This window comes from Paraliomyxa miuraensis (assembly GCF_026337845.1).
In the GTDB taxonomy this organism is placed as follows: Bacteria; Myxococcota_A; Polyangia; order Nannocystales; family Nannocystaceae; genus Paraliomyxa; species Paraliomyxa miuraensis.
Map to the genome: position 1 here is coordinate 184,502 of NZ_JAOVZF010000153.1, position 12,637 is coordinate 197,138.

Here is a 12,637-nt window from a genome sequence, read left to right on the forward strand (position 1 = left end):
TGGGCGGACCCCGAATTCGTGGTCGAAGTGCCTCCTCTGGCCCCTTCGCATGGGTGACCGGTGCGAGGGGATCCAAGGGGTGGTTGGCTTGCCTGCTGGGCGGCGTGCTGGGATGGGGCTCGATGGCCTCGCCAGCGATGGCCGCAGCGGTGAGCCCGCGCCGACCGCCAGTGACGACCGCGCGGGATGCCGACGCCGATGAAGAGGACGAGGTCGATGGCGGAACCGACCCGAGCGCGCTGCCCGTGACCGCGGGGGATCGTCCCACACGCGCTCCAACCCACGCGGACTGCGGGCATCGGATGCCGCTCTACGAGCACACGGTGGAGAGCGGGGAGCACCTGGGGATCATCGCTGGGCGCTACGGGGTACGAACGGTCGAGCTGGTCGCGCTCAATGCCCAGCTCTCCGACCCCAACCTCATTCGCCCCGGCGACAAGATCCGCGTGTGTCCCGAGATCTTTCCCCGCCTGGTCCAGCGCATCGAGCACGAGGTGAAGCCAGGCGAGACGCTGGGGGCCATCGCGCAGACGTATGGCCTGACGCTGGAGGCGCTCCTCGAGGGGCAGGACGGGGCGATCTCCAATCCCAACCATGTGCGTGCGGGCCAGCGCCTGGTGGTGTGGGTCGACGGCGGCCTGGTTCCGGACTTCCTACCCCCCGAGCCTTCGGCCAAGTCGGCGAGCTCGAAGAAGAAGGCAGGGGGAGCCTCGCGCCCACGGGTCTCGGTGGCCCTGTCGTCCAGCGAGCACCTCCACGTGAAGCGGCCGAGCGCGGCCTATGGCACGTCGAAGACCATCGGTCTGCTCGAGGGCGCGGTGGCCAAGTATCAGCGCTCGCATCCGGGGGCGCCCAAGGTGGTGGTGGGCGACATCAGCCGCAAGGGCGGCGGCCACTTCCGTCCGCACCTGTCGCATCAGACCGGTCGCGACATCGATCTCGGCTATGTGCTGCGCGGGGCCCAGGCCGGCGGCACGCGCTTTCGTGGGGTGACCGAGGACAACCTCGACGTGGCGCGCACGTGGGCGCTGCTCGAGGCGCTCCTCGACACCCGGCAGGTGGTCTACGTGTTCGTGGACTACCGGATCCAGCAGCGGCTCTACGAGCACGCCAAGGCCCAGGGCGTGTCCCAGCGCGAGCTCGACCGGCTGTTCCAGTATCCGCACGGGCGCGGGCGCGCGCATGGGATCATCCGGCACTGGCCGAGCCACCGGCACCACTTCCACGTGCGCTTTCGAAACTAGCCCTGGTGCGGACTAGCGGCGGCGCAGCACCAGCCGGCGACGACCGTTGGCGACGGTGGTGTGCTCGATCGCGAGGCCGGCCTCGGATGCCGCGTCTCGTACGCGCGCCTCGGTGACGGCGGCGCGGAGCGGAGGCAGGAAGCGCTCGGCCAGGAGGCGCTGGTCGAGCTCGCCGCACACCAGGCGCAGGCCGTCGGGCGTCCGCACGAAGCCGAAGTCCTCGACCGTGTCCAGCGTGCCGGCGGGCAATCGCAGGTCCACGGGCTCCCCCGGGCACTCGAGGCTGCCCTCCAGCATCACTTGCCCGTGTCGGCGCTCGAAGGGCAGGCCCAGGCCCTCGAGCGCCGACGCGATCTCCTCGAGATCGGCGAGGGCCGTGGCGGTGACGTGGACGTAGCGGCTCACCCCGCCTCCCGGCGCGAGTCCGAGCTGGTGGGTCGGTTGGCTTCCCGGCCGGGCGCCCCGCACAGGGGACAGGGGCCACGCACGGGAAGGGCCCGGTACCAGCCGCAGCCGTCGCAGGCGGCCGCGGAGACCACGGGAGCCATGGCTCCCGGCTCCGGGGCAGGCTCCACCGTGGCGGGAACGCCGAAGTGCTCGAACAGATCACCGGTCCGGGGGGTGCGCAAACGCCGGAATCGTTCGCCGCGGTCGGGCATGGGGCGCACTCTAGCAGGCCCGGACGGCCGCCAAGCCCGCGCACGCCCGGCCCCCTCGGCAGCGGCCGGGTTTTGCATGTATCTTGGGGGCGTACATTTCGTGACGACCTCAGGGAAATCCTCCGATCGCCGTAGGGGCAGGCGCGTGCCCATGAGTGCTGCCGTAAGCGGGCTCGATCCTCGCGCGACGACCCCGATCAGCGACCTGTCCGAGACCGGGTGCTTCGTGCACACCGACGAGCCGCTCGACGTGGGCTCGGCCATCGAGCTGTGCTTCACGGCCTTTCCCGAGCCGGACCATCCGGTGCTGTTCCAGGGCCAGGGCCGCGTGGTGCGACACGCGGTCGATGGCGAGCCCTCGGGCATGGGGGTCGAGTTCGTCGAGCTCAGCGAGGCCTCGCGCGACGTGGTGCGCAAGATCCTGCTGCGCGACGAGGCGTATCGGCAGGCTCGGCGTACGGCGCACACCGACGAGACCCTGCGTACGCACGGGTTGGTGGCGCGCCTGCTCGAGAGCAAGAGCTGAGCGCGGTCTTGGCCGCGCGGTCTTGGCCGGTCATAGCGAGCGCACGAGCTGGGCAATGAGGGCCACCCCGAAGCCCGTGCCGCGGTCCTTGGGGAACGCGGGCCCGGCGAGATCGATGTGGCACCAGCGACGCGAGCGCGCCTTGGGGGCGTCGGCGAGGTGCTCGTAGACGAACTGCGCGGCGCAGCTGCACTGGGCGTTGTTGCGGTTGGCCACCGAGTTGCGCATGTCGGCGACCGGGCTCGAGAACTCGTGGCGGTAGAGCTCGGGCGCAAAGGGCAGGGGATGGCACAGATCGCCGCTGTGGCGGCCGGCCTCGACGGCGGCGCGCTCGAGCGCCTCGTCGTTGCTGACGACCGCCGCATGCACGAGCCCGGTGGAGACGAGCTGGGCTCCGGTGAGGGTGGCCGCATCGATCACGACCGTCGCCTCGAGTTCGCGGGCGGCCCAGCTGACCCCGTCGGCGAGCAGTAGCCGGCCCTCGGCGTCGGTGTTGTTGATCTCGACCGTCTTGCCCGAGTGCATGTGCAGGATGTCGTCGGGCTTGTAGGAGGCCGCGTCGATCGCATTCTCGGCCAGGCACAGCAGCAGGCTCAGGCGGTGGTGGCAGCCGCCGCGAACCAACGACGTGAACGCGCCGAGCACCGCGGCCGCGCCTCCCATGTCGGCCTTCATGCCCTCCATGGAGCCCCGCGCCTTGACGTGGAGTCCGCCGGTGTCGAACGTGACGCCCTTGCCCACCAGCGCCACGTGCTCGGTGGCGGCGTCCTTGCCGTGACCCATCCCTTCGTAGGTGGCGACGAGCATGCGCGGTGCCGAGCTCGCTGCCTTGCCCACGTTGAAGATCCCGTTCAGGCCATGGGTGACCAGGTCTTGGCCCGCGAGCTCCTCGAGGCTCACCCCGGGCAGCGCTTCGAGCAAGGCGCGGGCCCGCGCGGCGAAGGCCGCCGGGTGCAGCTCGGACGGCGGCGTGTCGACGATCTCGGCCGCCTCGCGGGCGAGCTGCACCGTGTGCTGGGTGGCCTTGTCGATGGGGATCACCGCACCGCTGCCGTCGACGGCGAGCACCTGCACGCGCTGGCGCGAGGCGTTGCTCTTGGCGGTATAGGCGGGGAGGGCTCGGCTGACCGCGTTGGCGGCGGCGAGCGCATGCGCGGGGTCGTCGAGCACCAGCACGATCGCGAGCTTGCCCTTGTGCCCCAGGCCGGCCTGGGCGACCACGTTGCGGATCGAGTCGGCCCGGGCGGGGCAGTTGTAGCGCGAGAGTCGGTCCGGAAGGGCGCCCACGTGGACCCAGCGCAGGCCCTCGGCGCCGAGCGAGGTCGACACCGCGCCGCGATCACCGGGATCGAGATCGGACGCGAGGTCGCGGCACAGCGCATCGACGCGGCGACCGAACAGGCGCGGCGTCTTCTTGGACGACAGCGAGGCGACGGGGGCGATGAGCAGGAGCTCGTGGGCGCCCTTGAGCAGGGCCTTGATGGAGCTTGCGAAGCTGAGGGTCGTCACGATGCCCTGGAGTATGCAATCGCGCGCGAGGGCTTTACACCCCAATTCGTGGCTCCTACGGCATTTGATCAGCGAACGACACGATCATGTCTGGCGCGGCCGGAGCGATCCATCGCAGAGAAGATGAGCCCGGCGACGATCAGGTTGGCGATCACGAACACGATCTGCGTCGGGCCAAGCTCGACCCGGGCCAGAGTCCACACGAAGCTGAAGGCACACAGGAAGGCGACGAACCACATCGTTCGCGCTCGCGAGATGAGCGTGACCAGGTAGGCGCCCAAAGGAGCGCCCAGGATCACCACCGGCGACGCGGCGAGCCAATTGGCGAAGACCTCGGGTTGGATGTCGCCGAGTGAGAGGTGGAGCCCGACGCCCATCAACGAGGTCGATGCCATCAGGACCACCGAGCTCGCAATGGCGGTGACGAGCTCGCAGCGGAACGAGAGCACGAGCACCGAGTAGAGAATCATGTCGATGCCGACTCCCGTGAGGGCCGTGGTGATGCCACCGCTCAGACCCACCAGCAGACCCACCTTTCGGGCCGTTGCACCCCGGAGCTCCGGTCGGCCACGTAGCGCGCACAACTCGCGGTTGCGCAACCAAGTGAGCACGGCAAAGCTCATCCACAGGCAGGCAAAGATCAATTTGACGATGGTGTCGTCGAGCATGGGGACGAGGATGGACGTGCCGACGAGCAGGCCCATCGCGGCGGGAGGGAGGCTCCAGAGGATCACGCGACCCTCGATGGGGATCCGCAAGCAGAGGATGAAGATCGTGGCCGACGTCATGCCGATCGATTGGATCGCGAGCGCGAAGTTTCGACCCAGGCCTGGTGGGAGCTCGAACAGGAGCACGAGCATCGGGAAGCCGATCGTGCCTCCGCCCATTGGTGTGGAGCCGGCGACGTAGGAACCCAAGGCCATCGCGACCGCAATCGGCCAGTGGGCCTTGGTCTGTTCCCACGTGCCGAGCGAGAGCTGCAGGCCGAGCCAAACGGCATAGAACGCGGCCAGCCATGCGAACCAGGGCCACCACACGGCGCGGCGCGGAGGGGTCGCGTGGTCCGTGGAACGAACACTAACGGCATCGGGCGCGCCTGCCAAGCGCCGATTCATGCCGGGCGCGCGCGCTCGCTGGCCCAGGCTCGAAGCGCGCCGATGCTCTCGGCGCGGGTTCGTGAGAGCGGAACGGTGGCTTCCACCGCACGGCGCAGATCCGCGGCCGCCAGCGGGCGTCCCTCGGCGAACGCATCGAGTCGGGCCTCGACCAGCGCGGCCTCGATCTCGGCGCCGCTCCAGCCGTCGGCGTCGGCGATCGCAGACGCGAAGGCGGGCCAAGGATCGGCACAGGGCGGTGCACCTCCGAGGATGCGGCGTGGCTCGTGCTCGAGGTGCACGCGCAGGATCTCCTGGCGCTGCTCGGCGTTGGGGAGATCGACGAAGAAGATCTCGTCGAGCCTCCCGCGGCGCAGCAGCTCGGGCGGCAGCGCATCCACGCGATTGGCGGTGGCGGCCACGAACACGGGCTGCTGCCGCTCCTGCAGCCAGGTCAGCAGGCCCCCCACCACGCGCGCGGCGGTTCCCGCGTCGCTGGCGGCGCCCTCGGTGCCGGCCAGGCCCTTGTCGATCTCGTCGAGCCACAGGACCGCGGGGGCCAGGCGCTCCACGAGCGCGAGGGTGCGGCGCAGGTTGGCCTCGCTCTCGCCCACCGTACCGCCGAACAGGCGGCCGGGCTCGAGGCGGAGCAGGGGCAGGCCCAGGATGTGGGCGCTGACGCGGGCGGCGAGGGACTTGCCGCAGCCCTGCACGCCCAGCAGCAGCACCCCGCGAGGGGCAGGGATGGCGGCTTGGCGCGCGGCGGGGTCGAGGGCGAGGGCGCGGCGGTGGAGCCACGCCTTGAGCCGGGGCAGGCCGCCCAGGGCCTGCGGCGGCACCGGCTCGCAGACCTCGAGCATGCCGCTGCGATCGAGGGTGGACGGCTTGCGGGCGGCGATGGTGCGGCGCAGGGCGTCGGGATCGGGGCCGTGCTCGAGCACGGTCTCGGCCAGCAGACGGTCGACCGCCTGTCGCGGCAGGCCCAGGGCCGCCCGGGCGAGCGCGGACGCGTGGGGATGCAGTCGCTCGCGCGCGTCGGGGTGATCGTGCTCGGCGAGGAGGTCGGCGACCCAGGCGATGTGCTGGGCGAGCTCCTCGAGATCGGGAGGGGGCAGCGCCTCCACCACCAGCTCGGGGATCGACGACAGCGTGGAGATGGAGGGCCCGGGGGGCTCCACCATCACCACCGCGGGACCACGCTCGCGCTGGGTCAGCTCGCGCACGGCTCGTCGCAAGGGCGGGGACTCGAGGCCGGCTCCGGCGTCGAGCAGCACCCACAGCGCGTCGTCGGTGTGGCCTTGCAGCTCGTGCAGCAGATCGGCGAGCGCACGCGGCTTGCCGTGGTCGATGCCGGAGGCGGCGCTCCACGTGTGGAGGCGCCAGTGCAGCCGCTCGGCCACGTGCTCGAGCACCTCGAGCGCGCGATCCTCCTCCGGGGTCTGCAGCAGCACGCCGCGGACTCCGGCCCGGAGCGCACGCTCGATGCGGGTGCGAAGATCGTCCATTCGGCTCCTGCGAGTGCCTGCGCTAGTGTTGGGTCTGGGTCTGACTCGCCGCCCACGACAGCCAGGCGCGGACCAGGTGCACCTGGATGGGGGCGCGCCAGGCTCCGTCGACGGGGAAGCACCAGCCGTTGAGCCACAGCCGGGTGCCGCGCAGGCGACCGAGGCGGAGGTGCAGCCACTGGACGTCCTGCGAGCGAGCGGCGACGCGGCCGGCGAAGGTCCCCGGGCCCTCGCGCAGGCTCACGCGAAAGCAGGGCTCGCCGCCCACGTCGAGGCGCTCGAAGTCGAGGCCGAACACCGCATGCGCGCGCTCGAGGAGCGCGGGGAAGGTCTTGGCCCGGGAGCGCCGAAAGTCGATGGCCAGGAGGTGTGGGCAGGGCTCGCCGTCTCGGCGGGTGCGGGCGACTCCGACCAGCAGCGCACCATGGGTCCCCTCGACCACGCCGGGCACGTGCGGAGGCAGCTGCAGCAGCGCGGCGGTGGAGGCCGAGTCGCGCTGGGCCGAGAGCGTGTGCGCCACCTGGCGCAGCCGGCCGGGCACCAGGCCCACGTGCTCGAGCATGCGCTGGCAGTCGGCGGCCGACAGCGCGGTTCGCCGCGCGCGAAGGAGCAGCTGCTCGAGGGCCTGGGCGGCCTCGGTCCGCGGATCGTTCAACGGTGCTCCCGCAGCGCTCGCCGGACCTCTCGCTGCTGCTCGCGGTCCTTGATGGAGGCGCGCTTGTCATGGACCTTCTTGCCGCGGCCGAGCCCGAGCTCGACCTTGATCCGCCCGTCCTTGAGGTAGACCTGCAGGACCACGAGGGTCATGCCGGCCTGCTTCACCTCCTCGTGCAGGCGGTCGAGCTGGCGGCGGTGCATGAGCAGCTTGCGGGCGCGCACCGGCGGATGGTTGCGCTGGTGCGCCTGGGGGAACTCGGCCACGTGGGCCCCGAGCAGGAACAGCTCGTCGCCCTGGAACTGGGCGTAGGACTCGGCCAGGCTCATCTTGCCGTCGCGGATCGACTTGACCTCGCTGCCGTGCAGGACGATGCCGGCCTCGAAGCGCTCGAGGATCTCGTAGTCGAACGCGGCGCGCTTGTTCTGCGCCAGCGACGAGCCGGGGGGCGCCGTGGTCTTGGGCTTGCCCGATTTCTTCGACGCGGCGGCCAAGGTGGCGGGGACGTTATGCGAGGGTCCGAAGCAGGGCAAGCGCGCCGACCTCGGCGGCTCCGGCGGCAAGGAGGGCACGGCGGGCGGCGTGGAGGGTGGCTCCGGTGGTGGTGACGTCGTCGACCAGCAGGATCCGACGGTCGGCCACGCGCTCGGGGTGCGGGGCACGAAACGCCTCGTGGACGTTGCCTGGGCGCTGGTCGGCGGGCAGGCGGTGCTGCGGGGCGGTGTCTCGGGCGCGCTGCAGCCAGTGTGGGCGAAGCGGAGGGCGAGGGCACGGACGCTGGGCCCGTCCAAATCGAGCCAGCAGGGCGGACTGGTTGTAGCCCCGCTGGCGCAGACGCGCGGGATGCAGGGGCACGGGGACCAGCGCGTCCCAGCCGAGGTCGAAGGCGGGGCTGCTGGCGAGCACGGAGCCGAGCGGTCCGGCCCATGCGGGCTGGTGGTGGAACTTGAGGCGCTGGAGCGCTCGCAGCAGGGGCCCGGCGTAGGCGTGCACGGCCGAGATCCCGGCGATGGCACGAGCGGCCGAGGGCAGGCCGACGTGCTCGAGGGCGCAGCGCTGGCACAGCGGCAGGTGAGGGTCGGCGCCGCGGCGCAGCAGCACGCCGCAGCCGAGGCACACGGGAGGGAACAGCAGGGAGAGCAGCACGTGCTCTACATCGGCCACGAGACCCGGGTGTTGCAGGAAAAATGGCGGTCAGGCGTGGTGATACGGATGCCCCGCCAGCACCGTGCCCACCCGGTAGAGCTGCTCGCACAGCAGGAGCTGGGCGAGCCGGTGGGGCAGGGTGAGGCGCGACAGCGCCAGCACCCGATCGGCGCGGGCGCGGGCGGCATCGTCGTAGCCATGCGCGTCGCCGATGAGGAAGTCGACCCGGCGGCGCCCCGCGCTGCGCATGCTGCCGAGCAGGGCGGCCAGCGCCGCGGTGTCGAGCTGCTCGCCGCGCTCGTCGAGCACGATCACGGGCGCGCCGTCCTGCCCGGCCAGCCGCTCCTGATCCGCCGCGCTGCGACAGGCCACGCGCTCGATCGGCAGCAGCGAGCGCGATCGCTTGACGTACTCGTCACAAACACCCTCGAGGCGAGAGTCCCGAAGCTTGCCGATCGCGAGCACCCGCAGCTGCACGAGCTGGCCTCAGGCGGGCGTGACGTCCTCGGCCTCGTCGGCCGGCAGCTCGTCGGCCCACTCGTCGTCCGCGTCGTCGCCGGGCTCGTCGGAACCGTCGTCGTCGAGCGCGTCGTCGTACTCGTCCTCGTCGCCCTCGAGCGCCTCGCCGTCGCCGTCGCCGTCGCCGTCGTCGTCGTCGAACTCGTCGCCGTCGTCGTCGAACTCGTCGTCGAAGCCGCCGAAGCGGACGTCACCGTGGTACTCGGGCCGCGCGCTCGGGGTGGGGGCGAACACGTCCTGGAGGCTCGAGGTGTCCATGACCTCGGGCGGCAGCCCCAGCTCGACCCGTGGCGCATCGCTCCACATGCTCTCGAGGTCGAAGTGGGTTCGCACCGGGTGATGGAACACGTGGACGATGAAGTCGTCGTAGTCGAGCAGGTCCCACTGGTGCCCCTCGAAGCCATCGGTGCCCCGGGGGCGCACGCCGTGGCCCTTGAGTGCACGGACGATGGCCTCCGCGATCGCGGCCACCTGCCGCTCGGAGCGAGCGGAGAGGATCATGACCCAGTCGGTGTATCCCGCGAGCTCGGTCACGCGCATCACCGCGGGCGCCAGCGCCTTCTTGTCGAGGGCGGCGTCGAGGGCGGTGCGCAGCTCGGTGGGGAGGTCTCTCGGGCTCCAGGTCGTGGAGGAGGAAGACGTCATCTGGGGACCGCTCGTACCGCTCACTGCTTCTGAACCCTTGTAGCTCGTTGTCTCACGGGGCGGCAAGCCCATCGAGGAGGCGCTGCTGCTCGTCGTCGTAGCGCAGGCGTGACGGGAGGGGGCGGCTGCCCTCGGGCGCTCGTACGACATCCACCGAGCCTGGAGCCGCCTGCGCCTGCACGTGCAGGTGCCCCGACATCACGCGGCCATCGGCCGCCGGCAGCCGATAGCGCACGTCGACGGTGGCCGACAGCCACGCTCCGCTACCCGCGTCGAGGCGCACGGTGCCCTCGACCGCCTCGATCTCGGCGTCGGCGCGCCAGCCCTGGGTGGGGCCGGCCGCCACCAGCGAGGGGTCGACCTGGTCGGCGGGCGCGAGGACGATCTCCACGGCGGAGCCTCCCGAGAGTCCGGCCCCCTCCACGGGGTCGGCGCGCAGGGCCAGGCGAGGGGCCGCGAGCTGGATCGCGTCGTGCACCGACCGCTGTGCGTCGTCGAGCCATTGTTCGACGAGCTCGTCGCTGCGCAGCCCGCTGCTCGGCCCTTCTTGCAGGTGGTGGAACCACGGACGGTGGGCGTGGCGGACGTAGAGGGTCGGCCCGATCACCACCACGTCGCGCCCGCGATCGTGGTCGTTGGATTGCGACAGCGACAGACGAAGCTCGGGCTCGGAGCCCTCGCTCTGCACGGGAGCCCACCGCAGCTCGAGCTCGTCGTGGATCGCGTGGTCCTCGACCACGGGGGTGTCGAGCGGATGCCGGGCGGCGGCGGCGTCCCCCGAGAGCGCGACATCGGTCACGATCTGCAGGCGGTGGGGCCCCATGGCCTCGCGTACCACCGCGTGGGGCTGGGCGAGGGCCGCCAGCAGGTCGGGGACGGTCGGCTCCGAGAGCCGCTCGGCCCAGCCAGCGCCGTCATCGAGCTCGACCGATCGCGAGCCGGGGGCGGCTTGCCCGGCCGAGCTCGGGTTGGGGTCCTCGGAGGGCCCGTCGCCGCCGCAGCCGAGCACGCCCAGCGCCAGCGCGAGGAACCACGGCACCGGGAGCCCAGCCGGGAGTCCGGCCGAGCGTGGAGGCGAGGAACCGTGCGCGGGGGCTCGCACGCGCGGCAGCATAGAGGTCGGCGCGCGGGCATGCCAACCCGGGGGCTCGGCGCTATGCTGGCCCCTCGTGCTGGCCAGCACCGCATGGGCGTCCCCCTTCGTACTACGAGACGCCGCCGGGCCGATTGCGGGCGTGATCACCCCGGTCTCGGTCGATCCCTTTTGGATCGAGGTCCTGCTGTCCCCGTGGGCGGGGCTGTTCGCGTTCGTGTGGGGCACCCTGTGGGGGAGCTTCGCCAACGTGGTCATCCATCGCGTGCCCCAGGGTCTGTCGGTGCTGCGGCCGCGTTCGCGCTGCCCCGCCTGCGAGACCCCGATCGCGGGCTGGGACAACATCCCGGTGCTGTCCTACCTGATCCTGCGCGGGCGCTGCCGCAAGTGCGGCGAGCCGTTCTCGCTGCGCTACCTCATGGTCGAGCTGCTGAGCGGCGTGCTCGCGTTTGCGCTCTACATGAAGGTCGTGCACGTGCCGCTGGTGGCCGGCGGTGGCGTGGCGGTGGTCCCCTGGCTCATGTGGTTCGGGTTCGGGCTCTCGCTGCTCGTCATCACGTACATCGATCTCGACTACTGGATCATCCCCGACGTGATCGTGCTGCCGATGGCGGTCATCGGCGTCGTGGTGGCGTTCGCGTGGCCGGAGGGCCTCGGGGTGCCGGGGGTCGAGGCGCTGGTGGCCGCGGGCCTGGGCTATGGCACGTTCGCCGGCATTCGTGCCCTCTATCTGCGGGTCCGGGGAATCGAGGCGCTGGGGCTCGGCGACGCCAAGCTGCTGCTGATGGTGGGGGCATTCACGGGGCTGCCGGGTCTGGTGTGGTGCATCGGTGCAGGGGCGGTGCAGGGCTTGCTCGTCTCGGTTCCGCTGCTCCTGCTCGGGCGCCGCGTGGCCAACTCCGAGCTCCACGAGGTCCATGGTGACGATCCCGAGCTCGGACCCGAGGACGCCGATGCCGGCGTCACCGGCCAGCGGGTGCCGTTTGGGCCGTTCCTCGCGGTGGCGGCCCTCGAATTCGTGCTGCTGCGCGACGTGCTCGAGCCGCTGTGGGCCGCTCCCTGAGCGCGCTCGGTGGGGGACGACGCTTCAGCGTGCGCGCCGACGTCGGACGAGTCCCAGGGCCAGCAGCATCAGGGACCACGGCGGGGGCGTGCGCTCGGAGGCTCCCACCGCACAGCGCCCTTCCTTCTCGGCCGGGGGCGACATGTCGAGGCACTCGCCGTCCTCGCAGTCCGCGGGCAGCAGATCGATGCCGGTCTCGTCGCGGATCCATGCCAGCGCGGGGAACGGTGCGCCGTAGAAGCCTCCGTCGCCGCAGGGGTCGGAGCCGCGCGAGGTAATGCCGGCCAAGCGGGCGCCGCCGCCTGCGAGCCGTACGATCGCGGGGCCGCCCGAGTCGCCCTGGCACGAGTCGTGGCCATCGCCGCCCGCGAAGAACTCGAGGCCCAGCTCCGAGAACCGGGTGATGGTGGTGTCGACCTTGCGCTTGACCCCGAGGCTGGCGACGGGGTTGTTCGCGTCGGGATCCTCGCCAAAGCCCACCAGCGTGATCGTGGCCCCCTCTCGAATCGCCTCGTCCCACTCGTCTTGCTCGGTGATCGGCGGCAGGAAGCCGTCGGGGGGCGAGAAGTCGGTCCCGAGCAGCACGTAGGCGTAGTCGTAGATGTCCTCGCGGCCCTCGGGGTCGAAGTCGGGGTGGGCACCGTAGGCCACCGCATCGACGGGCGTGTTGGCGTAGAGATCGTGGCCGTAGTGGACGTCCACGCCGCCCAGCGGCGGCAGGCCCACGATGCAGTGGGCGGCGGTGAGGATGAGGCGCGGGGTCACCACCGTGCCCGTGCACAGGCCGGAATGGCTGGTGAGGATGGCAACGATCGCGCCGTACTCGAACTCGCCGGTCTGCTCGCCGCCGATGATCGGCTCCGCCGGCAGGGGCTCGGCCGGGTTCTGCATCGAGCTCGGGCCCGGGGTCGAGCCGGGCTCGGCCAGCGCCAGCATCGAGGCGGCAATCAGCGGGGCAATCGAAGCCATGGAGGGCACC

Annotated in this window: 15 protein-coding genes; 3 read left to right on the forward strand and 12 right to left on the reverse strand. The window is 71.6% G+C overall.

What is annotated here, in order from left to right:
* The first annotated feature begins 122 nt into the window (after window positions 1-122).
* A complete protein-coding gene (locus OEB96_RS21415; protein ID WP_266218315.1) occupies window positions 123-1,244 on the forward strand; it encodes a LysM peptidoglycan-binding domain-containing protein in 1,122 nt (373 codons plus the stop codon).
* 12 nt (window positions 1,245-1,256) lie between these two features.
* Here the strand turns inward: OEB96_RS21415 and OEB96_RS21420 are convergent, their stop codons facing one another.
* Together OEB96_RS21420 and OEB96_RS21425 are read right to left on the reverse strand one after the other, a co-directional pair.
* Complete coding sequence (locus OEB96_RS21420; RefSeq protein WP_266218317.1) at window positions 1,257-1,649, reverse strand: hypothetical protein; 393 nt, start codon at window positions 1,647-1,649, stop codon at window positions 1,257-1,259.
* Complete coding sequence (locus OEB96_RS21425) at window positions 1,646-1,903, reverse strand: hypothetical protein (RefSeq protein ID WP_266218318.1); 258 nt, start codon at window positions 1,901-1,903, stop codon at window positions 1,646-1,648. Before OEB96_RS21425 ends, OEB96_RS21420 begins: the two co-directional genes overlap by 4 nt.
* Before the next feature lie 76 nt (window positions 1,904-1,979).
* Here OEB96_RS21425 and OEB96_RS21430 point away from each other — a divergent pair, with 76 nt between their 5' ends.
* Entirely contained in the window at window positions 1,980-2,429 is a 450-nt protein-coding gene (locus tag OEB96_RS21430; protein ID WP_266218320.1) for a PilZ domain-containing protein, read from the forward strand.
* Between the two features lie 30 nt (window positions 2,430-2,459).
* On the opposite strand, the gene OEB96_RS21435 is transcribed toward OEB96_RS21430, so the two are convergent.
* The 9 genes from OEB96_RS21435 to OEB96_RS21475 form a co-directional block, all read right to left on the reverse strand.
* Window positions 2,460-3,938: a leucyl aminopeptidase family protein gene (locus OEB96_RS21435; protein ID WP_266218321.1), complete on the reverse strand. Its 1,479-nt coding sequence runs from the start codon at window positions 3,936-3,938 to the stop codon at window positions 2,460-2,462.
* A gap of 68 nt (window positions 3,939-4,006) precedes the next feature.
* On the reverse strand, window positions 4,007-5,041 hold the full coding sequence (locus OEB96_RS21440; protein ID WP_266218323.1) for a sulfite exporter TauE/SafE family protein: 1,035 nt from the start codon (window positions 5,039-5,041) through the stop codon (window positions 4,007-4,009).
* 8 nt (window positions 5,042-5,049) lie between these two features.
* Window positions 5,050-6,537: an AAA family ATPase gene (locus tag OEB96_RS21445; protein ID WP_266218325.1), complete on the reverse strand. Its 1,488-nt coding sequence runs from the start codon at window positions 6,535-6,537 to the stop codon at window positions 5,050-5,052.
* 22 nt (window positions 6,538-6,559) lie between these two features.
* Window positions 6,560-7,192: a hypothetical protein gene (locus OEB96_RS21450; RefSeq protein WP_266218327.1), complete on the reverse strand. Its 633-nt coding sequence runs from the start codon at window positions 7,190-7,192 to the stop codon at window positions 6,560-6,562.
* A complete protein-coding gene (smpB, locus tag OEB96_RS21455) occupies window positions 7,189-7,686 on the reverse strand; it encodes an SsrA-binding protein SmpB (protein WP_266218329.1) in 498 nt (165 codons plus the stop codon). Before smpB ends, OEB96_RS21450 begins: the two co-directional genes overlap by 4 nt.
* A 13-nt stretch (window positions 7,687-7,699) precedes the next feature.
* Window positions 7,700-8,356, reverse strand: a complete 657-nt coding sequence (locus OEB96_RS21460) for a ComF family protein (RefSeq protein WP_266218330.1) — start codon at window positions 8,354-8,356, stop codon at window positions 7,700-7,702.
* A 30-nt stretch (window positions 8,357-8,386) separates the two neighbouring features.
* Window positions 8,387-8,815 (reverse strand): 23S rRNA (pseudouridine(1915)-N(3))-methyltransferase RlmH, encoded by a 429-nt coding sequence (locus OEB96_RS21465; RefSeq protein WP_266218332.1) that lies wholly within the window; start codon window positions 8,813-8,815, stop codon window positions 8,387-8,389.
* Window positions 8,816-8,824: 9 nt separating this feature from the next.
* On the reverse strand, window positions 8,825-9,502 hold the full coding sequence (gene rsfS, locus OEB96_RS21470) for a ribosome silencing factor (RefSeq protein WP_266218334.1): 678 nt from the start codon (window positions 9,500-9,502) through the stop codon (window positions 8,825-8,827).
* 52 nt (window positions 9,503-9,554) lie between these two features.
* On the reverse strand, window positions 9,555-10,541 hold the full coding sequence (locus OEB96_RS21475; RefSeq protein ID WP_266218336.1) for a hypothetical protein: 987 nt from the start codon (window positions 10,539-10,541) through the stop codon (window positions 9,555-9,557).
* Window positions 10,542-10,671: 130 nt separating this feature from the next.
* Between OEB96_RS21475 and OEB96_RS21480 the strand changes: the two genes are divergently transcribed.
* Window positions 10,672-11,658 (forward strand): prepilin peptidase, encoded by a 987-nt coding sequence (locus tag OEB96_RS21480; protein WP_266218337.1) that lies wholly within the window; start codon window positions 10,672-10,674, stop codon window positions 11,656-11,658.
* Between the two features lie 24 nt (window positions 11,659-11,682).
* Here OEB96_RS21480 and OEB96_RS21485 read toward each other — a convergent pair whose 3' ends face one another.
* Window positions 11,683-12,627, reverse strand: coding sequence for a S1 family peptidase (locus OEB96_RS21485; RefSeq protein ID WP_266218339.1), 945 nt, complete (start codon window positions 12,625-12,627; stop codon window positions 11,683-11,685).
* Window positions 12,628-12,637: the final 10 nt, after the last annotated feature.

What these genes read in the sequence shown, in the direction of transcription:
- OEB96_RS21415 (WP_266218315.1), top strand. Translation starts at nt 123, where the DNA reads ATGGCCTCGCCAGCGATGGCCGCAGCGGTGAGCCCGCGCCGACCGCCA.
- OEB96_RS21425 (WP_266218318.1), bottom strand. Translation starts at nt 1,903, where the DNA reads ATGCCCGACCGCGGCGAACGATTCCGGCGTTTGCGCACCCCCCGGACC.
- OEB96_RS21430 (WP_266218320.1), top strand. Translation starts at nt 1,980, where the DNA reads ATGTATCTTGGGGGCGTACATTTCGTGACGACCTCAGGGAAATCCTCC.
- OEB96_RS21445 (WP_266218325.1), bottom strand. Translation starts at nt 6,537, where the DNA reads ATGGACGATCTTCGCACCCGCATCGAGCGTGCGCTCCGGGCCGGAGTC.
- rsfS (WP_266218334.1), bottom strand. Translation starts at nt 9,502, where the DNA reads ATGACGTCTTCCTCCTCCACGACCTGGAGCCCGAGAGACCTCCCCACC.
- OEB96_RS21485 (WP_266218339.1), bottom strand. Translation starts at nt 12,627, where the DNA reads ATGGCTTCGATTGCCCCGCTGATTGCCGCCTCGATGCTGGCGCTGGCC.